The sequence below is a fragment of the Pedobacter sp. KBW06 genome (assembly GCF_003852525.1).
GTDB lineage: Bacteria > Bacteroidota > Bacteroidia > Sphingobacteriales > Sphingobacteriaceae > Pedobacter.
Window position 1 is genome coordinate 652,808 of record NZ_QAJL01000003.1, and the last position, 20,018, is coordinate 672,825.

Annotated in this window: 18 protein-coding genes; 12 read left to right on the plus strand and 6 right to left on the minus strand. The window is 42.7% G+C overall.

From position 1 onward, the window contains the following. The first annotated feature begins 107 nt into the window (after nucleotides 1-107). Complete coding sequence (locus DBR43_RS17580; protein ID WP_124583119.1) at nucleotides 108-1,496, plus strand: MFS transporter; 1,389 nt, start codon at nucleotides 108-110, stop codon at nucleotides 1,494-1,496. A gap of 1 nt (nucleotide 1,497) precedes the next feature. On the opposite strand, the gene DBR43_RS17585 is transcribed toward DBR43_RS17580, so the two are convergent. Further along, nucleotides 1,498-3,390 carry a PAS domain-containing sensor histidine kinase gene (locus DBR43_RS17585; protein WP_124583121.1) on the minus strand — a complete coding sequence of 631 codons (1,893 nt, stop codon included), beginning with the start codon at nucleotides 3,388-3,390 and terminating at the stop codon, nucleotides 1,498-1,500. 116 nt (nucleotides 3,391-3,506) lie between these two features. Between DBR43_RS17585 and DBR43_RS17590 the strand changes: the two genes are divergently transcribed. Then, nucleotides 3,507-4,829, plus strand: coding sequence for a sensor histidine kinase (locus DBR43_RS17590; RefSeq protein ID WP_124583123.1), 1,323 nt, complete (start codon nucleotides 3,507-3,509; stop codon nucleotides 4,827-4,829). 3 nt (nucleotides 4,830-4,832) lie between these two features. Here the strand turns inward: DBR43_RS17590 and DBR43_RS17595 are convergent, their stop codons facing one another. Further along, nucleotides 4,833-5,489, minus strand: coding sequence for a VOC family protein (locus tag DBR43_RS17595; RefSeq protein ID WP_124583125.1), 657 nt, complete (start codon nucleotides 5,487-5,489; stop codon nucleotides 4,833-4,835). A 168-nt stretch (nucleotides 5,490-5,657) separates the two neighbouring features. Here DBR43_RS17595 and DBR43_RS17600 point away from each other — a divergent pair, with 168 nt between their 5' ends. The 6 genes from DBR43_RS17600 to DBR43_RS17625 all read left to right on the plus strand — a co-directional run bounded on the left by DBR43_RS17600 (nucleotide 5,658) and on the right by DBR43_RS17625 (nucleotide 10,085). Continuing rightward, on the plus strand, nucleotides 5,658-6,092 hold the full coding sequence (locus DBR43_RS17600) for a VOC family protein (protein ID WP_124583127.1): 435 nt from the start codon (nucleotides 5,658-5,660) through the stop codon (nucleotides 6,090-6,092). A 76-nt stretch (nucleotides 6,093-6,168) separates the two neighbouring features. Then, the gene (locus DBR43_RS17605; RefSeq protein ID WP_124583129.1) at nucleotides 6,169-6,426 is read left to right on the plus strand and encodes a hypothetical protein; all 258 of its coding nucleotides are present in this window, start codon (nucleotides 6,169-6,171) and stop codon (nucleotides 6,424-6,426) included. Nucleotides 6,427-6,497: 71 nt separating this feature from the next. Further along, on the plus strand, nucleotides 6,498-7,979 hold the full coding sequence (locus DBR43_RS17610; RefSeq protein WP_124583131.1) for an XAC2610-related protein: 1,482 nt from the start codon (nucleotides 6,498-6,500) through the stop codon (nucleotides 7,977-7,979). A 214-nt stretch (nucleotides 7,980-8,193) separates the two neighbouring features. After that, nucleotides 8,194-8,847 (plus strand): FadR/GntR family transcriptional regulator, encoded by a 654-nt coding sequence (locus tag DBR43_RS17615; RefSeq protein WP_124583133.1) that lies wholly within the window; start codon nucleotides 8,194-8,196, stop codon nucleotides 8,845-8,847. Nucleotides 8,848-8,851: 4 nt separating this feature from the next. After that, complete coding sequence (locus tag DBR43_RS17620) at nucleotides 8,852-9,685, plus strand: sulfite exporter TauE/SafE family protein (RefSeq protein ID WP_124583135.1); 834 nt, start codon at nucleotides 8,852-8,854, stop codon at nucleotides 9,683-9,685. A 4-nt stretch (nucleotides 9,686-9,689) separates the two neighbouring features. Beyond that, the gene (locus DBR43_RS17625) at nucleotides 9,690-10,085 is read left to right on the plus strand and encodes a DUF1634 domain-containing protein (RefSeq protein ID WP_124583137.1); all 396 of its coding nucleotides are present in this window, start codon (nucleotides 9,690-9,692) and stop codon (nucleotides 10,083-10,085) included. 69 nt (nucleotides 10,086-10,154) lie between these two features. On the opposite strand, the gene DBR43_RS17630 is transcribed toward DBR43_RS17625, so the two are convergent. Beyond that, on the minus strand, nucleotides 10,155-10,703 hold the full coding sequence (locus DBR43_RS17630) for a TerD family protein (protein WP_124583139.1): 549 nt from the start codon (nucleotides 10,701-10,703) through the stop codon (nucleotides 10,155-10,157). A gap of 284 nt (nucleotides 10,704-10,987) precedes the next feature. Between DBR43_RS17630 and DBR43_RS17635 the strand changes: the two genes are divergently transcribed. Both DBR43_RS17635 and DBR43_RS17640 read left to right on the plus strand, forming a co-directional pair. Beyond that, on the plus strand, nucleotides 10,988-11,662 hold the full coding sequence (locus tag DBR43_RS17635; protein WP_124583141.1) for a hypothetical protein: 675 nt from the start codon (nucleotides 10,988-10,990) through the stop codon (nucleotides 11,660-11,662). Nucleotides 11,663-11,879: 217 nt separating this feature from the next. After that, nucleotides 11,880-12,734 carry a YwqG family protein gene (locus DBR43_RS17640; RefSeq protein WP_124583143.1) on the plus strand — a complete coding sequence of 285 codons (855 nt, stop codon included), beginning with the start codon at nucleotides 11,880-11,882 and terminating at the stop codon, nucleotides 12,732-12,734. Nucleotides 12,735-12,798: 64 nt separating this feature from the next. Here the strand turns inward: DBR43_RS17640 and DBR43_RS17645 are convergent, their stop codons facing one another. From DBR43_RS17645 to DBR43_RS17655, 3 genes are read right to left on the minus strand one after another with little or no spacing between them, the layout of a single operon-like run. Next, nucleotides 12,799-15,645, minus strand: a complete 2,847-nt coding sequence (locus tag DBR43_RS17645) for a DUF6493 family protein (protein ID WP_124583145.1) — start codon at nucleotides 15,643-15,645, stop codon at nucleotides 12,799-12,801. Nucleotides 15,646-15,652: 7 nt separating this feature from the next. Beyond that, nucleotides 15,653-17,002 (minus strand): SWIM zinc finger family protein, encoded by a 1,350-nt coding sequence (locus tag DBR43_RS17650; RefSeq protein ID WP_124583147.1) that lies wholly within the window; start codon nucleotides 17,000-17,002, stop codon nucleotides 15,653-15,655. Nucleotides 17,003-17,004: 2 nt separating this feature from the next. After that, entirely contained in the window at nucleotides 17,005-17,886 is an 882-nt protein-coding gene (locus tag DBR43_RS17655; RefSeq protein ID WP_124583149.1) for a hypothetical protein, read from the minus strand. Between the two features lie 351 nt (nucleotides 17,887-18,237). Here DBR43_RS17655 and DBR43_RS17660 point away from each other — a divergent pair, with 351 nt between their 5' ends. Together DBR43_RS17660 and DBR43_RS17665 are read left to right on the plus strand one after the other, a co-directional pair. Then, a complete protein-coding gene (locus tag DBR43_RS17660) occupies nucleotides 18,238-19,125 on the plus strand; it encodes a cation diffusion facilitator family transporter (RefSeq protein ID WP_124583151.1) in 888 nt (295 codons plus the stop codon). Continuing rightward, nucleotides 19,118-20,017, plus strand: coding sequence for a cation diffusion facilitator family transporter (locus DBR43_RS17665; RefSeq protein ID WP_124583153.1), 900 nt, complete (start codon nucleotides 19,118-19,120; stop codon nucleotides 20,015-20,017). The genes DBR43_RS17660 and DBR43_RS17665 overlap by 8 nt, the downstream gene beginning before the upstream one ends. Nucleotide 20,018: the final 1 nt, after the last annotated feature.

A 20,018-nucleotide genomic window follows, 5' to 3' on the forward strand; every position in this document is an offset into this window, starting at 1 on the left:
TACGTTTGTTCTGTGAAAATAACAAATAATGATCATTTGTTCTAAATAATCAGAACTTATTTTTACTCTGTTTCACTGGGCTTACCTTTGCAAGAAAATTATACTATATGATTCAAAGAAAGAACCTCATCCTCGCCATTGCCTCTGTTGGTATATTTGTAGAAGCCCTTGACATTGCGATTGTCAACCTGGCGATTCCATCTATACAATCGGATTATGGCTTAAGCAGCGATAAGGTACAATGGTTACAAACGCTCTATGTACTATTATATGGAGGTTTTCTAATCATTGGAGGAAAACTTTCTGACCTTATCGGCAAAAAGAACATCTTTATTGCCGGCTCGGTATTATTTATGCTCACTTCTTTAGGGGCGGGGTTATCTCCCTCTTTTGAGCTGCTGGCCTTTTTCCGGGCCGCCCAGGGAATCGGTGCGGCTTTAATCATGCCTTCCGCATTTTCTATCGTTACCCATACTTTTACCGAACCCCGTGAACGCGCAAAAGCCATCGGAATATTCAGTTCATTTGCGGCCATTGGATCAGGAAGCGGGCTCGCGCTCGGCGGAATTATCACTACTTTTTGGGGATGGCACTGGATATTTTTCATTAACGTGCCCGTTTTAACTGCCATCATCATCCTCGCCTGGTATTATTTGTCGGCTGATCCGGCAAAGGAATCCAAATCAAAACCCGACCTTATTTCCGGTTTCTTATTGGTGATTGTGTTATTAATGCTGAGCTATGGTGTTCATGAGCTTGGTGCAATCCGTGAGCATTACGGGATGCTGATTGCGCTGGCTATAGCCGTAATTGTCGGCACAAAGATTATCCTGCACCGCTTAAAAGTACAAAAAGAACCTTTAATAGACATGTCTCTTTTCCGCTCTAAAGCTACGGTTACCGGCATTGGTGTATTCCTGCTTCTTGGCGCTTACTTTACAGGATATATGTTCATCCTGTCGTTATTGATACAAAAAGACATGCATTTTACCGCAGCCAAAGCCGGGGTGACACTCGTTCCATTTAGCCTCTTATCTGCACTCTTTGCCAAATTTGCTTTACCATCAGTGATGAAAAGGTTAAATGTATGGCAAACGGGAGTTTTTGGAATGACGCTGATGGTGGGTGGAGCAGGCTTCCTCCTTGGTTCCGTATTGATGAACCATAACCTGATTTTACTATTGTGCTCTGCGGCCTGCGTTTCGGGACTTGGGATGACCATTTGTTATACCAGTTTATCGGTAATTTCGGTACAGGGAATTCCGGCAAAGCATTATGGTCTGGCTTCCAGTCTGGCCTCTACCTCTTATTTTCTGGGTGGGGGAATCGGATTGTCCATCCTTTCTTTATTCATCATTGCCAAAGGACCTGGAAATTCGGTCAGCAATTCGTCAATCATTGTACTTTGTGTTTATGCACTTGCCGCCTTGATCTGGCTGGCTTCCTACACCAGGAAGCACGTTTCTGTTCAAAGTCCATCGCTGGCCGGAGAATAAACTACTTGTTATTGAGCCAGTCTTCGGCAAAACTGATATCTGTAAAAAACTGTGTAACGACATTCCCTACGGCAATGTCTACACTTTTTTTGGCAGAAAGCTGACTAAATACACTCGGCGAATAGATCCATGCAAAATATTCAAGTCCTGCTTTTTCAATCATAGGAAACCAGACTTCGCCCGCCCATTCGGAAGCTTCAGACCAGGTACCTAAAACATTCCGGTTATCATTCAGGATCTTATTGCATTGATTTTCCCTCAACATTTCCAACAGCAGCATTCCTCCCCGCTGCACGGATTCAAAACTCTGAAAACCAGTCCAGTCTACATCCAGCCGGCGATGTTGTTTGTTATAGGAAACCGTTATGCTGTCGTCCTTATAAAAAAGGTGTTTTTCAATAATCGGCTGTAAGGATGATGTATTGGAGAGCGGAAGTCTGAAATAAAAGGTGGAACCCTCTCCCGGTTTACTCTCGAGCCAAAAACTGCCTTGATGTCCTTTCAGGATCTCTGAAGAAATAAACAGCCCCAGACCAAGCCCCTCAAACCTTAAAGCAGAATTATCTACCCTATAGTACCGCTCAAATAATCGCTGAAGGTCATTGCTCGCAATCCCGATTCCAAAATCCTGCACAGAAACAATGATATTGTCCAATTGAACTTTGCTCTTGATCAGTACCTTCCCTCCTCCCGGAGAATATTTAACAGCATTGGTCAGGAAATTATTCAGGACCTGCTCAATTCTGAAGCGATCACCGTTATAAATCACATTTTCTGTTTCCGCTAATATCAATTCATGATTCGGGGAGGTATACTGTACGCTTTCCACACTTTCCTGCAGCATTTGTCCGAAGTCAAATTCTTTTATCGTATAGCTCATTTTACCGGCATTGATTTTGGTCACGTCCAGCAGGTCGCTAATGAGTTTTTCCAGGCGGAAGATGTTACTGGCAGACTTTTCAACGAAACCATGTAATTTATCGATGTCGTTGGTCCGCTTCATGAGCTGGTTAAATGCCTTAATGGTAGTTAGAGGCGTTTTAAGTTCATGACTGGCAATAGACAGAAACTCATCTTTTTTCTGTTCATTGCTTTTTTGATGGTCAATATTGGTATTGGTCCCCATCCACAACCTCAGTTTCCCTTCTTCGATCAGCGGGATGGCTTTCCCCAGAAACCATTTATATTGGCCGTCCCACATCAGCAACCGGAATTCCACCATATATTCCAGCTGGGTCTGTAATGCTTTTTTCCAGGCATTCAAACAGCCTGGAAGGTCTTCCGGATGCACAAAGCTTTCCCATCCAAGTGTTTTAAGCTCTTCCGCATTTTTACCAAAATCGAAACAACAGACCTGATTCACGTAATTGATCACCCCATCCGCTGTGGCTGTCCAAACCTGTTGAGGCATGGCATTCAAAAGAAAACCAAGGTGTGTTTCACTTGCCCAGCGCTCTTTTTCGCGTTGCTCCACTCCTTTTTTCGCCTGAACCAGATCTGTGACATCAAAGCAATGCTGAACAATATATTGAACTTCTCCTTCCTCATTAAGGAAAGGGGTATGGGTCACATCCCAATACCGTTGTTTCATATGGGTTTTATTTCCCTGATCGGGTAATTCCTGTCGTATTAGCGGCAACTGATGCGGTTTCCCTGTACTGAGCACTTCCTGAAAGGAGCCTGCGAAGCCCAATTCATAGGGAATTGCAGGATCAGGTGGAAAAACGTCAAAGACGAATTGTCCGGTAATTTCGGCCCTGCTCAAGCCCCTTGCTTTTAAATAAGCGTCACTGGCCGTCAGGATCATGAGCCGTTCTGAAAGAACGAGAAACATTCCAGGTACGGTCTCGTATGCGCTTAAGTGTTCAACTAAGGGTACATTTTTTTCTTCCATATCTTCTGGGCTTCATGGTACAAGACTCATACCATTTATATCAGATGAGTGTTCATTTCTCCATCATTAACTCTTAGCTGAATTCTTTTCTACAATACTTTCCGTATTTTTACGCCATGCTACCAACAGAAGGCACCCCTCCTTTCCTTATCCTTTTAAAAAGAGCGATCTACTTTCTCATTGGCGCCCCGGGACAATTCAAACTGGAGAATCAGGTCTTCAATTCGATCTGTGTCATCGCCATTATCATCGTCGGCTATAACGTTCCTTTCAGCTATTATACCGGGTTAAAAGTAGCAGCAGCGATATTTACCCTCTTATTCCTTAGTTTCTGTATCACTTATTACCTGGCCCGTTTCAGGAAGCAGCTCAAATTCAGTGTTATCATTTCTTCGGTCATGGTATTGTTGATGTTGGGCACCAATTATTTCTTCAATGCCGGAGTCAGGGGGCCTTCACTGCTATCTTTCACCCTGGCCTTTTTCATGATTATGATCATTTCTCCCAGGAAACAATATTGGTTATGGTCTGTCCTTTCTTTAGGTACCGGTCTTGGATTGCTCTTTTTTGAATATAAAAACCCACAGGATATCCAGAGTACCTATACAAATGATGCCGCCATGTTTATTGACATGGCCTCTACCTATATCATCAACATCATGGTCATATTTGTGGGCCTTTATTATCTGAAGACCGCTTATTACAAGGAAAAAAGATCCGCTGAAGCAAAAGCACAGATGCTGGAAAGGATGAACCATGAAAAAACAAAATTCTTCTCGATCATTTCACATGACCTGCGTTCTCCATTGGCTTCTATTCAAAGCTATATGGAATTGTTCAGAATGGATGTCCTTTCTGAAGAAGAAAAAGAAATGATGGAAAAGAAGCTGACCAATGCGGTAAGCAGCACTCAGGAAATGCTGGACAATATGCTTTCCTGGTCTAAGGCTCAGCTCAACGACGGAAAGGTAAACCTGGAAATCAATAACTTAAGCGAAGTGCTTGCACCGGTAATCAGCATTCAGAAAGCAGCATCAAAAGAGAAGAAAATCAAGCTGACTCACCAGATTGACCCTTTGCTGGCCGTCATGTCAGACGTCCACATGCTTCAGCTGATTGTCCGGAACATTATCGGAAATGCGATTAAATTCACACCCGAAGAGGGGCTCATTCAACTTAGTGTCAGCAAATCAGACCAGCATTGCCTGATTAAAGTTCAGGACAACGGGAATGGGATTGCCAAAGAAAACAAAGCGGAAATTTTCTCTCTTAAAGCCCAGTCTACTTATGGCACTGCCAATGAAAAAGGCATCGGACTTGGACTCTTCCTATGTAAGGAATATACCCATGCCCAGGGCGGAAAGATCTGGTTTGAAAGCCAGCTGGGCATCGGAACCACTTTTTATGTCGCACTCCCGCTGGACCACGAAGGCCTTTAAGCCCTAAGAGATCCTGAGCTCCTGATCCTCACCGGTTCCGATATTGAAAACAATTTTAGTGGGGAATGATTTGGCTTTCTTTTCCGTAGGAAACCAATTTCTATCGGCATTTACAATGATTAACAAGCCCTCTTCATCTCCCAATGCGGTAAAATTATCCTGAGCAGGTTGTTTTGAATAAACCTCCAACCCATATTTGCTCATCAGGGTTTCCGCTAAAAAAGGAACATCGTCAGAAACCAAACCAATTTCACTGACATATAGAATGGAAGAACCATCAAAAATAAGATCAGAATCATTGTCAAGGTCATAGCGACAAATCAGTTCCAGAAGATTTCCGTTATTGTCATAAAAATAAAATGACTTTGCATTCCATAGCTGGAAGTCCGAAAATTCAGTCTCCGCAGTTACCGGTAAGATCGTTGTTCTTTGTTTCAGCCAATGAAAGGCTTCTTCCAGTTTATTGCCTGGAATATCAAAAGCAAGGTGGTAAACCGGATTTTCTTCCGGGGAATTTTGAAAAGAAATCAGCGTTTCGCCCAGTAAGAGAGAAAGTTCCTGCTCATTTTCTGTTTTTATGGCAGCGCCAAGTACCTGAGTATAAAATTGAGCTGTATTTTGTAAATTATTCGTCAGCAGATGTAGTTCCTTAATTCTCATGATTCTTCTCGTTTTATCGTATTCCTGTCGGGAGCCTAAAGTAGGAATATTCCCTTACAGCAATGTCACAGACAGGTATTAACTGAAATTCTCATTACTGTTTCGTAATTTATAAATATTCAACTAACTTATGCTCACCAAGATGGTTAAGATATAAGGAGAATTACTATGTCAAATACGAACAACTCAGCCAAACCGATTAACCTTCAGGGATCGGCCCCTTTATTGTCTGTTTTTAATATGCCTGCATCGGTTCGCTTTTACCGCGATTTACTGGGTTTTGATCTGGTACAAACTGATGATAAATCAGAGCGAAAAGATGATTTCCAATGGGCTTTACTTCGGCTAAACGGAATTGAACTCATGTTAGAGCCCAGAGGGGAAAAGAGCTGTCCGAAACCAATTACCGCAAATGCCTGGCTTGACCGCCATGACATGTCGATCTATTTTGGCTGCAAAGAGCTCGATAAGGTATACACTTATCTGTCGTCAAATGGGGTTGATGTACAGGAGCCATCGACAACCTCTTATGGATTTAAAGCATTATATGTCAGGGATCCGGATGGTTTCCTGCTCGTATTCCATTGGCCTGAATCTGAATAGACAGCACAGCATCCTCTTTATTTCTGAAACAAGCAGCGCGATAATTTGTTATCCTTATATACTTAAAGCAAAAAACATGACTACGCCCATAAATCCGGAAGACAATGTACCTCTAGATGATGCTGTAAACTCAGAATCAGATGATCAGCAAAGCCAAAAAGATATTCATTCCAATGGTTTCGATGAAAACTTCGACCTTCCTGAAGGACATGAACAGCCCGATACGGAAATATTGAAACAGGCTTTCGACGCTTCGGAATCGGCTTATACCTTAAATGTCGACAGAGGGATTGCACCTAAGAAGGACCAGAAAGAGAAAGACAAAAAGAACTAATTGACGGGATGCCCGTAATTCTTCTATTATGATGATCTTTGCAGTTTCAAATTTGATACTGTACCCTTTCTATGCTTCTGCTTAAATCGTCCTTCCCTACTTTCATTGTTAAAATCAGTTTATCGCTACTCCCCTTACTCTTCATCAGCTCTTTCGTGCGCGCGCAGGTAAAAACCGGAATTTATAAGGTTGAGCACCACACAGACAGCGCTTTTATAAATACTTATTTTCGGCCTTATGCTCAACAAAACACCAATCCGGATTTAAACATCAGCACCTTTTACAATTACCAGTACAAGCCACTCTTAGACAGCGCCATTGGTGTCAGATATGTAGTGGTCATCAACAAGAACGACCCGAACAATAAGGAATATTACCCGATCCAGATGGTTTGGCTGAATCAACATTCCCCGGATAATTTCCACATCACCTACAGTGACTCCCTGGTCAGAAGATATGTAGGCATGGAGCTCTATATTGGAAAACAAAGAAACTACTGGAATCCTGCCAGGCCATTTTTCAACAATGGTTTTATATGGAATCAGGCATTTGACAATTACTCTTCAGCAGACAGCTACAGGTATCAGCTAAGTGACAGCAATTTTTACTCAGATAAAAACCTGTTTATACTCAAATCAAAGAAATTTGAGCTGGTATCTGATTCTGTAAAGGTCGATTCGGGTACTTATTACAGCTACCCTTTAGGGGATTTTGGTTACAGGACCGCAAAAAAATACCTGAGCTACAAACAAGCTTTTAGCACTTTTAAACTGAAAGCAGCAAAAGCATATCAGTCTTTCTTATACTTTCCGGTTGATGTTAAATTTTATAACGGAGCTACCGGAAGCGATCAGTTTAAACAGCTCTATGCAGGTGATTTCATTGCCGTTACAAAGGAAACCGACGAATGGTACGAGGGGGAGCACATTTCAATTGATGGCCAGGTAACTCCGGGAAGGATCTACATTGATGATTTATGGATCGGAAAGCGAAAACTTCAAACCATAAACGGCCTGCAGCTGCGGATAAAATATAGTTCCTATCCGGAAGACCAATCCTTTCCTGATGCCTCAGTTCCTATTTTAGGGATAAAGATCTATAAAAACAACAAATTGATCCAGGTGATTAAAGAACCTGGTCTGGTAAACGATACGACTCAGATCATTCATCCTGTAGACGTCAATTTCGATGGTTATCCTGATTTACAAATCTACTCACATTCGGGAGGCGCCGGCCCAAACTATGGCAATAACTACTACCTGTATAATCCCAAAACAAAACATTTTGATTATCATCAAAAACTATCTGATTTATCACAACCTGCCATTGATGTAAAAAGCAAAACCATTTCCGCCGCCTGGCGCAATGGTGCCGGAAACTGGGGTTCTGAAAAATACAAATGGATCAATCATAAACTCAGACTGGTAGAATACTACGAAATCAGGTACCTTGATGAGGATCAGATTTCCGAAACACATGATAAGATGATCAAAGGAAAAATGAGAAAGAGGACCCGTGTAGTCAGAGAAGAAGAACTGAGGCAACCGTTTTAGCTTACTTCTTACATCTTCAAAATACGCATATTTAATCAAAGGTATCTCTAATTCACATTACACAAATGTCATTAGTTATACCAGTCATGGGCGATCTATGTGATCATCTTTCCATCAATGAAATAAAGAAACACTAAAAAAATGTCATAAAATCAGCACAAACATCAGATGTTTAAGGATTAACACCTACCTTTGAAACATCTGATGTTTAAATATGAAAACAACACTAAAACTTTCCGATAAAGTCATCATCGGAATCCAGAAAGATATCGCTTCGGGGAAATTGAAAAAGGGAGAAAAAATCCCCGCAGAACCGGAGCTCATGGCATTTTACGGCGTGGGACGTTCCAGTATCCGTGAAGCCATAAAAACACTGGCCATTTCCGGAATTCTAAAGGTACAGCAGGGTTCGGGGACTTTTGTTGCCTCGAAAATTAAGGATGAAACACTTTCCCAACGTTTAAAACGGGCTGATTTCGAAGAGATCAACAGCGTGCGTTCCTTGCTGGAGAAGGAAATCGTCAGGCTAGCTTGTCAGCATCGAAGTGATGAAGATATCCTTATGATGCAGGAACATTTACAACAGCGCAAGAAAGCCATTGAGGGCAATCAGCAAAAGAAGTGCGCAGAAGCAGACATTGCTTTCCACATCAGCATCGCAAAATCATCCGGTAATCATGTCCTTTCTGATCTGTATGAGAATTTCAGCACGGTGATGCGCAACTTCTTCTCCCTTCGGGATGCAGAAGACATCAAAAATTTTGCCGGCAGTCAGCATTTACATGAATCACTGGCTGCAGCCATTGCACAAAAGAACCATCAGCTTGCAGAACAGCTGGTCCTAACCATTTTAGACAATAACTATTAACATTATGAATATTTTATTCTTTACCCTCATCCTTTTACTGGGTGCTTATCTTGCAGGCCTTGCTGGTTCATTAACGGGTCTGGGCGGAGGTGTGGTGATCATTCCTCTGTTAACACTAGGCTTCCATGTGGATATCCGTTATGCAATTGGTGCCGCACTGGTGGCTTCTATAGCGACTTCTTCAGGTTCAGCCAGTGCCTATGTAAAAGAAGGCATCACCAATATCAGACTTGGAATGTTCCTCGAAATTGCCACGACCTCTGGTGCAGTCATTGGCGCCATCCTGGCGATTTATACGCCTGTAAATATTGTAGCCATCCTGTTTGGGGTAATGCTTATTTTTTCTGCGGCCATGACCCTGCGAAAGAAACATGAGACCGCCCTGACAGAAGGCAGTAAGCTCTCCTATGCATTGAAATTAAACAGCAGCTATCCGACAAAGGAGGGTATCATTGAATATAAACTAAAGAATGTTGCAGGCGGATTTTCCATCATGACTGTAGCAGGGGTTCTTTCCGGTTTATTGGGAATTGGTTCTGGTGCACTCAAAGTCCTTGCGATGGACAGCGCCATGCGGGTACCCTTTCGGGTAAGTACCACCACCAGTAATTTTATGGTAGGTGTCACTGCTGCAGCCAGTGCCGTAGTCTATCTTCAAAGAGGATATATCGACCCAGGCATCGCCTTTCCGGTGATCATCGGCGTACTTGCAGGTGCTTTTACCGGTTCTAAACTGCTCATGAGAATTAATGTAAAATGGCTGAAAATCATCTTTTGCAGCGCAATCACCCTGATCGCCATCAATATGATTTATAACGGTATTCATCATAAATTTTAATACAATGAAGATAGAAAAGATTAATAAAGTGACCGATTACGACATGCAGCAACTTATCGGTCAGGTTTTGCGATATGGTGTCCTGATTTCAGGAATAGTAGCAATTATTGGCGGGATCTGGTATTTATATCAGCACGGATCGGGAATTCCCCATTATACCGTTTTTAATGGGGAGCCTGCAGGTTATACCAGTTTAACCGGGATATTAAAAGGCCTCGGAGAGGGAAGTGCCAAAGAGATCATACAACTTGGTGTTGTCATCCTGATTGCAACCCCCATTTTGAGGATCGGGTTTTCACTGCTGGCCTTTGTATTGGAAAAAGATAAACTTTATGTGTTGATTACAGTTATTGTCCTTTCGATCATCTTATTTAGCATGTTCGGCGGACTAAAGGTTTAACAAAAAGGCTGTCCGAAAATGAAGTATACTCCAAAAAACGGACAGCCTTTTTCTATATTTCCAGTCTAATTACTGGTATTTATTCAGATAATCCTGTAATCCACCATTCATGCCCACGCCTACTGCTTCAAATTTCCATTCTCCGTTTCTGCGGTAAATCCGGCCAAACTCTACAGCCGTCTCAATAGAGAAATCTTCTTCCAGCTCATACTTCATCAGTTCTACACCATTGTGGTCAATGATGCGGACAAATGAATTTTTCACCTGTCCAAAATTCTGTTTGCGGGCATGTGCTTCGTGTATCGTCACGACAATACAAAGCTCCGAAACCTTCGGATCTGTTTTAGTAAGGTCAACTTTAATGCTCTCATCATCACCATCTCCTTCACCGGTAAGGTTATCGCCGGTATGTTCTACCGCGCCATCCGGAGAATTCAAATTGTTATAAAAGATAAAGTGTCCGTCCGAAACCAGCCTTTTATCTTCACCAAGCATAAAAACTGAAGCATCCAAATCGAAATCATGTCCGTTTGAACTATTCGTATCCCATCCAAGTCCAACAGTAAATTTTGGGGCATTTAAATTCTCCCTCTGCCCTTTTTGTAAGTTAATAGCCATATGTATTGATTTGTTTTTTGCTTTACTCTCAAATATTGCCACATTATTTTACATAAACAATACCAGGTCAAATTATTTTATAACAAATCTGTTATGCTATTTGAAAAGAACAGCGGAAAAAACTCAGGCCACATCCACATTACCCAAAGCGCAACATTATAAAGCCAAAACTACAGCAGGTATTAAAAAAAGAGAATAAAAACACAAAAGAACAATTAATTGTCCAAATAAAACCCGATTCAGCTAAATCAATTTAAAACCAATAAATATGCCTAATTTTGGAAATGACAATTAAGCACCTATTAACAAAGGAACAGGAAACCTTTCTAAAGAAACACAAGATCTCATCAGAACTATTGTTCGATGCCGAGGGGGGAGATATCACAGAAGATCTACAGAAAAGTATGACTGAGGCGGACAAGGTGATCGCCTGTAACACTGCTGCATGCAGCGAAAATGACACGCATACCTTAAAAACTATCGGAGGCTTTTGTCCACAATGCGATACGACTAAAATTGCTGCTGCCCTGAGAGAGCTAAAACCAGGCTATATCTATATCTCCGGATCAAGAAGAGGTGGTTTAATAAAAATTGGTTCTTCCAATGAAGGAAAAAGTAAAACACTAACCTTAAATTTAACCACAGCAAGAGATGGTGGTTATGATGACTGGGAATTATTATTCAGTGCAAAAACCGCAACCTTAGGAAGAGTAGAACGTATGTTTCAGGACAAGCTGAGCGAATATAAAGCGGCTTATCAGCATGAAAAGAGCGGAAAACTCCAAAATGGAGGAGAATTATACCGTTGTGCTTACCTTAAAGCCAAAGAAGCCTACCTTTCCCTGCAGGAAGAAGAACAATTCGAATTCACTCAGATCAGTGAAAAGAAACACATCATTTCTGAATACCAATTCAAGAACTTAAAAATAAAATCTAGTACGGTCGTTACTGAGGCCTAAGATTCTACTTATAGACCTCATCAAGGTCATCAATTATTATGTATCGAAGCATGTTTCCAATGCTTCGATACGTTAATTTTCTCCGCTCAGCCGGCCCTCCCCTTCCCACATTCCCAATTGGAACGCTGTTTATTCAGAAATTTTTTATCGATTTATCTATACCATTTTTACAGATAAAATTATATAAATTTATTTTTAGTAGACCAATCACCCCAATATGAACAAAGAACAGTTAAAGCAACTATTTGAAGAAAATCACCTCTCCAGAATATGGGAAATTGCAGCGCCGAAAATAAAAAACGGCATTCACATTACTTTAAATAAAAAGGCAGAGACACAAATCCATTTAGGACAATCCAAAATCGGAGGATTACCTGACTTACCGGAAAACATGAGCTGGTTTGCGAATGATGGCGCTCCGATGTCTTTTATAGCCCAGATCAATCTGGAAGAATTACATCATCTTGATCTGGAAGCTAAGCTACCTGCAACAGGAATCCTTTACTTTTTTTATGACTCCAGTCAGGAAACCTGGGGTTATGATCCTGAGGATAAAGACAAGTCCAAAGTATACTATTATAAAGGCCCTCTCAGCGCCCTGGTGAGAAAAGAAAAACCGGAGCAACTGGAAGACTGGGCATTTTTTGAGCCGGCATCTCTGACTTACAGTGCCGCTCCCGACGTTCCGGACTACCAAAGCAGCCTCATGGAAGAAGTCAATCTCAGTGATGAAGAATACGATAGTTATTACAATTTGAATGAAGACCTTAATGAAGGAAATGTCAATAAGGTACTGGGGCATTCCAACAACATTCAGGGTGGAATGGAATATGAGTGTGAGCTCGTTAGCAATGGATTCTATTGTGGTGATGCTACCGCTTATGAGGACCCCAAAGCACAATCTTTAAAAGACAATTCCGGAAATTGGAATTTACTATTGCAGATAGACAGCAATGAAGACGAATGTGGAATGATGTGGGGAGATTCAGGCAGGCTATACTTCTGGATTAAAGAAGCAGATTTAAAGGAAGAAAAATTTGAAAACAGCTGGCTGATTCTCCAGTGCTGTTAAATATCAGGATCATCAGAAAGGCCATTAAAAAGGACAACATGCCCTTTTAATGGCCTTTTTCAATTTATAACTGTTTGCTCAATAATTCTCCAACTACTTTTTTCAGACTGCCGGTGATGTGCCAGGTCTTGAGCTGAGGTATCTTCTCCAGATCTGCGACCGAACCATTTAAGGCAATCAGTTCATGGTAAATTTCCAATAGCTTTTTAAGGTTTTTAACCGGTTCTGTTTCCAGTTGGGAAAGTAAAGCCACAATCAGCTCTTCCAATGCCATATGATGAGCGGTACTCAAGCCCATCATATGGCTCATCATCAAATCCGTTAATCTTTTCAGAGGTGCCCATTCTATCCGTTCCAGCAATCCCAGTATCCTGCCGGTCTCCGCGCTGGTAATCCTTCTTTCTTCAACCCTTTCAAACCAAAGTTCTGCGGCATATCCGCGGACCGTTTTATCAGAATGGAGCATCCCTGCAGCAACAATTAAATTCCCTAAAGGCGACAACTCTCCATTCAGCTGACGGAGCGACATCAACATTTTGATCAGCGCCCTTAACCCATCACTCTCCGCATAGGAGATTTTAAGATATTGATTAATCCGGCTGCTTAAGATCAGGTCAGGATGGTTAGGAAAAGCAAAGATCAGCCTCGGGACATCCGTTTCCCATGCTTCCTGAAGTTCTTTCTCAAAGAAGTACTCTACAAACAGATAGCGCGCTCTTTTTTTGGAAGCATGGACGGGATATTTCACTAAAATCTCCGGACTCCAGGCTTTATAACGTTCGGATTTACCCGTTTCGTAATTGTATTCCCCATACGCAAGATACTCATTCAAAGAAGCTTTCCATTCAAACTCCCCCTTAAATAAAGCCTGAAGCACTTCCTGCTCAGCCTCAGCCTTCAGGGCTTGTGGGATCTGTCCGTCTTTACGGAGTATCGCCGCAGTTAACCACCAGTTGGGATGTATGACCTCCCCGTCAAGGGATGCATTTTTGTCTAAAAAGTAAGTCAGCAGCGCTTTATACTCTCCCTGCAATTCAGATTGCGCCATTCCCAAAGCCTCCCCGGGATCATCCAATGCGCATCGCTGCAACGCCAGCTGTACATCCATGGCATCAGGCTCCGCTCCTGCCTCCTGATAGGCCTTAAACCTTTGCACGAGTATTCCCGGATCAATATATGAAGGAGTGTGAGTCGAGGTAGACAACAAAGGAATTGAAGTCCCTTTTTTTATTTGCTCCAGTACCGAATCGAAAATCATTTTAAACGGATCAAACAGGTGGCAATCGATCCGGCGTCCCCAGGAATCCAGGTCCAGGTCCCCTGTCGGGTACTGCTTCTTTAACTTGATCAGTCCGGAGGCATGTTCCGGAAATTGTACCGTCAGGTAGCCACTATAGCTGATCAGAAAAGCGGCAAGTAAGCGATCAAATAAACCCAATCCGGAAGACCATTGACTGTTCGCTTTATAAGCACGCAAAAAAGCAGGTTCCAGTTGTGCGATGGTTTCTCCGGTAATCTCCTTGCTGAACTGTAGTATTGCTGCCGGCAACAGGTCAAAATGATAAGGTTCATTATTGTCCATCGATTGTCCGGCAAGAAAAATAAGATCCGTGAGGTCTTTCAGTTCCGGAATGCGGTGATCTGCACTGATCAGGCGAAACTGCAGAGGATCTCCTTCCTCCAGCTGCCCAGGACCTCCCTGATCACCAGCCTGCCCCGGTTCAAGGGTAGTTAACCAGGGTTGCAATAAAGGCCTCACCGACATAAGGATGGCCTCTGTATAAGGAACAACTGCTTCCTTTAATTCAGTATTGTCCATATCCCCATATTTTCTGATCAATTTCGCTGACTGTAACTGTAAGGCTTCATCTTTACTCAAAAAGATATTGATTGCCTGGATACAAATATCCTGCCTGCGGTCAGGCGCAGCTTCCGCGATCTTCTCTGCGATAGAAAGCGCTGTTTTCGCTACAGATTTCACCTCGGAAGAAAACAATACAGACAGCTGTGCGATAAAATCAGTCCTGCGAAAATCAGGATGGGCATATAGCTTTTTAAAAAGGATCAGTACCGCTCCTACCGCTTTAGACTGTACACTGGACAATGCAGAGAAAAGCTGATCCTGCAGCCAGATCAATTCTTTTTCTACCGGATTCAATAACAGAAAAAGATCCACAAACCAGGCTGTCTGCGTTTTGTTGAAATTACGGTTAACCGCCAGCAAACTCTCTTTTAGCACCCTCATTCTGTCCATCTGCCCGCTTTTAGTCAGCCGCTGAATTACATCCATCCATTTCTCCTGTTCCTTTTCTCCGGCAATCACGCTTAAAAACCGTTCTACTCGATTCACGATGCTGGGATATTCAAAGAGATACCAGATGTGCTGCTCCAGTGTAGTGGGGTTCTTTTCCAGCTCTTCCGGACGAAAATGAAAAGAATGTGCTATTTTATCGTCCTTTACATAGATCGACATGGGCAAAATGGCCGCCAGCAATTCCGGACTTGCAGACAGGTATCCTTTTTCCTGCCAGTCCAATACATATAGATAAGGAACCGGAAGAAACTCCTCATCCTTTAAACCATGAATAAAAGAAGAAAACCAGGAAGGGCAATGCCATTCCAGAATTTCGTCCATATCCTGGTAAGCCCGCCAGGTCCAGCCCTGCAGTGCTTTTCTATCTTCAGATCCAAAGCAGATGAATGTGCTCACAGACAGGATCCATAACTGTTCATCAGTTGCTATTCTGGAATATTTACCATTGCCCCTGAATTCATATTTATCTAAACGCCGCTCTTCCTTTTTGATCGTCTGAACAAGCGCATGTCTTTCTTTAGCGGTATATGATTTTAAAAAGGGAATCAGCAAATCTTTCCTGCCTTCTTCCAATATATCGAGGTACGCTTCTATCATTATCAATTTAAATATTCGTAATCATTTTTTTAACGGCAAGTACATGTTTACATGCGCCCCGATCTCCCTGGTACTTGCTAAACCAGGTGCAGGTACATCTGGCTTTCTCTCCTTCAAGGACGACGGTATGTTTCAGGCCGGACCCCTCCACTCTCGCATCTACTTTGCCTTCATGGCGACTGACGATCTGAACCTTAGCTTCAAGAATCAGTTTCTCCGCATCTCTCATTCTTGGATTGAGGCTCATGATCCGATCCAGGCGATAGGGCAAACGACGGTAAAAAAAACGGTTGTCGTCCAGATCAAAGCCCAGCAATCCCATCGCAGCCAACCTTCCGGTCAGGTTCTCTACCTGCCTGAAATCCAGGTCTTCTTCTACTGCCAATAAAGAAGGATTAAACTCCTGATTGGCGTAGCTGTATTTGTCCATCGCGTCCACCCAGCTATCCGGAACATCTTCAATCAGCGCTTCAAGTGCAGCCCCTTCCCCCGAAAATCCACGCCAGGATTCCCTGGATAAAGAGAGACTGAATCGCAATGGCCCGAAATAAAGCTGCCAGGTAGTAGATTGCATCCCCGGATGAGGAAATACACAAAGTTTATCCAGGTATGGCAATAAAGGTTCCAGTAAACGCAGGCGCTGAAGACCGCCGATACAGACTGCTCCCGGTGATTTCAAAGGAGAAAACAAGGGGCGGTTCCCCCGGTTAACGAGGTAATAATCATTTTTCAACACGCCTTTCGGAATGCCCTGGAACAATTGTAAGGCCTGTAATTTGTTAAAGGTATGAGATATGGCGGATTCGGACAGAAAAATTTGTACGGTCGTCAGACCTTTAATCCATTTCAATGGAAGGGGTACTTTTTTCTCCAATACTGTACCCCCTTCTTTATGCAGGGAAAGTTCCTGACTTCCAACAGAAAGCATGACCTGTTCTTCCGGTCTGATTCCGCCTAATGCCGAGATCATCGGCTGATTAAAATCGACATTGGTGGTCCCATTTTCAATAAACTCTCCGTCCAGGCCATCAGGCAAAACATCTACACGCGCATAAACACCTGCACAATGTGAAAAGCCTTCGAAGCGTAATTTTCCATTTCCGGCGGTTACAATGGGATCTTTGAGCTTCGCCGATTCTGCCGGCGAGAGGTTAAAAGACGACTGTACCACATTCGATAAGGTGATCAAACAGCGGGACAGCAGGAAAGGTTTATGGAGCTTCCCCCAGAAAAAGCAAGGTGCGACTGAACCTTTCTGGACTTCGCTATAATTGGAGAGCAACAAACTTTCATGCGCGGCTGATTTCAGTAACACAGAGGGCTGTGCATACTGATAATTGATCATGGTCTCTGTCATTTCTATTTCTTCCTGACGATCATAAAATCATCCAGACTAACCTGCTCAGCCTTCAGTTTATCCAATTCAACCTGTCTTTTTATCAAAGCGCGGCCTTCTTCTTTTGTAAATTCATTATTGCCCAAAGCATAACTTGTTCCGGCAATCTCCAGCTTTTCTGTATAGCAATCCATCAGCAGGTTATAGGCAGAGAAATCCGTAACCGGGAAAGTCATCTTATCCCATTTTATGGCGGTAGAATTTTTCTTAGCCGCATCAAATGGGTAGCTGCAACTAAATATTTTTGTTTCCTGGGGCTTGAAAATGTCTGTGCCGGAAGATCCTTTGCTGCAGCTCCAGCCATCATTCTCATCCTCTGTAGAAGAATATCCGATTACGGTGGTATAATTAAGGATTGCCCGGTCGCCCTGATTGGTAAAAGCACAATAAATGATCAGCTGACCATTCAAAAGATCTGCTTTTACAGGTTTCGCCTGCAGCACATTTAACTGAGCTTTTAGCTGATCAGTTTTCTGCTTTTTAAGCGCTTCCACTTTTACCTCAGCTTCCATTTTCTCTATTTTTCGCTGATGATCTTCTTTTACGAAGTTTTCAGCCAGAACGAAGACCTCTGGCACGGATTTTCCGTTGACTCTTTTTCTTACCACCTCATCAAAAGATCGCTTTTGGTTTGCCGGCTGATCTCCCCTTTCATAAATCACAGAAAGGGCCAATACCCTCATGGCGACCTCCAGTTTGTCTTTTTCCTTTTCAGTTATTCCAGCCTCTATTTTCTTTCTCGACGCTTCAAACTTCTCTTTGGATCCTCCTTTGAAAACATCCTGACAAATGGCCAGAGCAGGAAAAAGGATCACTAAAAGGAACAGGGGTAAACATTTTTTCATAGATCATGCACTATTTTAAATAACTAACGTTAATTGTATCACTCCTATTATACATGTTTTTCTGCCGGTATAAAAACTTAATTTCCTTAGCCAGGTGATATTACATTTCTAATACAAAATATTCCGGGCATTTAATTTATTCCAATAAAAAGCCCTTTACATAAACACGTTCTGCCTGCTATCTCCGTTTCCCGTCCTCCTTTTCAGGATCTCCGCCATCCTGATATGTCCATTGCCTTTATCTGCTCTAACATGGAGAATACTGCGGAACATTCGTTAAAAATAGTAAACTATTGAAAAGGTTTTTTGTTAATGAACTAATCATCACTGTATTTACCTTGTTCATCACCAATGACTTCAATTCCGGTCTCTTCCTCAGGAAAGAATAAAAAGAAGCTAAAGCTTGTTCTTGGTTTCACAGCCCTGTACCTTCTGGCGGAAGTTGCAGGAGGGATCATCACCGGAAGTCTGGCACTTCTGGCCGATGCCGGGCATATGCTGACTGATGTCGGAGGTCTGGCGCTATCGCTTATTGCCATCAATCTCGCGGAGCGACCTGCAAATGAACAGCGCAGTTATGGGTATTACCGGGCAGAAATATTAGCTGCATTAACCAATGCGGTCATCCTCATTGTCATCTCGATTTATATCCTTTATGAAGCCTGGCTGCGTTTCTCTGATCCCCCTAAAGTAGAAAGCAAAATGATGCTGATCGTTGCCGCAATCGGCCTGTTGGTGAACATTGCAGGAATGATGATTTTACGAAAAGGTTCCGGAGACAGCCTGAACATGAAGGGAGCATATTTCGAAGTTTTATCGGATATGCTGACCTCAGTAGGTGTGATTGTTGCCGGTGTAATCATGCTGACCACCGGATGGTATTATGCAGACCCCATCTTATCCTCTTTAATCGGCTTGTTTATCCTACCGAGAACATGGATCTTACTGAAAGAATCTGTCGGCATTTTACTGGAAGGAACACCAAAAGACATTGATATTCAGGAGCTGAGGCAGTCGACTGCAAAACTGAAGGGGGTTGCAGGAATTCATGACCTTCATGTCTGGGTACTGACCTCCGGAGTAAATGCAATGAGCGTACATGTGGTAGCCGAAGAGGGACAGCTTTCTGATGTAGTGCTAAAAACCGTGCAGCAACACATCCGGAACAACTTCAACATCAGTCATACCACCATTCAGGTGGAAGGCCGGGATTTTGAGGAGGAAGCAACCCATGACTAAAAACAACGTTTCCATTTACAGTGCTTTGGCGGCAAACCTCCTCATTGCAGTGACCAAATTTATTGCCGGAGGGTTCACAAACAGCTCTGCAATGATTTCCGAAGGGATCCATTCTCTGGTCGACACGATCAATCAGGTTTTGCTCTTATACGGACTCAAAAGAAGTAAAAAAGCACCGGATAGCAGCAGGCCTTTTGGCTATGGAAAAGAGCTTTACTTTTGGTCTTTTATTGTTTCCATTTTGATTTTTGGTCTTGGCGGAGGCATCTCTATTTACCAGGGAATACAGCACATTATCGAACCGGAACCCATCAGCAACCCTTTGGTAAACTATGCTGTACTAGGTTTATGTATTGTTTTTGAAGGCTGGTCCCTGTCTGTTGCAATCAAAGAATTTAATAAGGTCAGGAATGGAATGAACTGGTGGCAGGCCATCATAAAAAGCAAAGACCCATCCAGTTTCCTTGTCCTCTTTGAAGATGGTGCGGCTGTTATGGGTTTACTGATCGTATTGGTCTTCATGCTCATTGGACACAATTTTGATCTGGATTATATGGACGGACTGGCCTCAGTCCTGGTGGGGTTGTTATTGGTTTTTGTATCTGCAATTCTCGCGAGAGAAAGCCGGAGTTTATTAATGGGTGAAGGCATTGCTCCGGAAACAAAAGAAAAAATCAGACTGTTGACAGAACAAGACCCGGCTGTGCTCCGTGTTTCCAATGTCATGTCTATCTATCAATCACCGGAAGAAGTGCTATTGATGATTATGGTGGTTTTTAAACCTGATATGGACACAGAAGAGATCACCACTGCCATCTCAGGCATCCGTGAAATCATTAAAAAGGAATTTCCCTTTATACGCTTTGTGATCATCCAGCCTGCAGAAGGCTAAC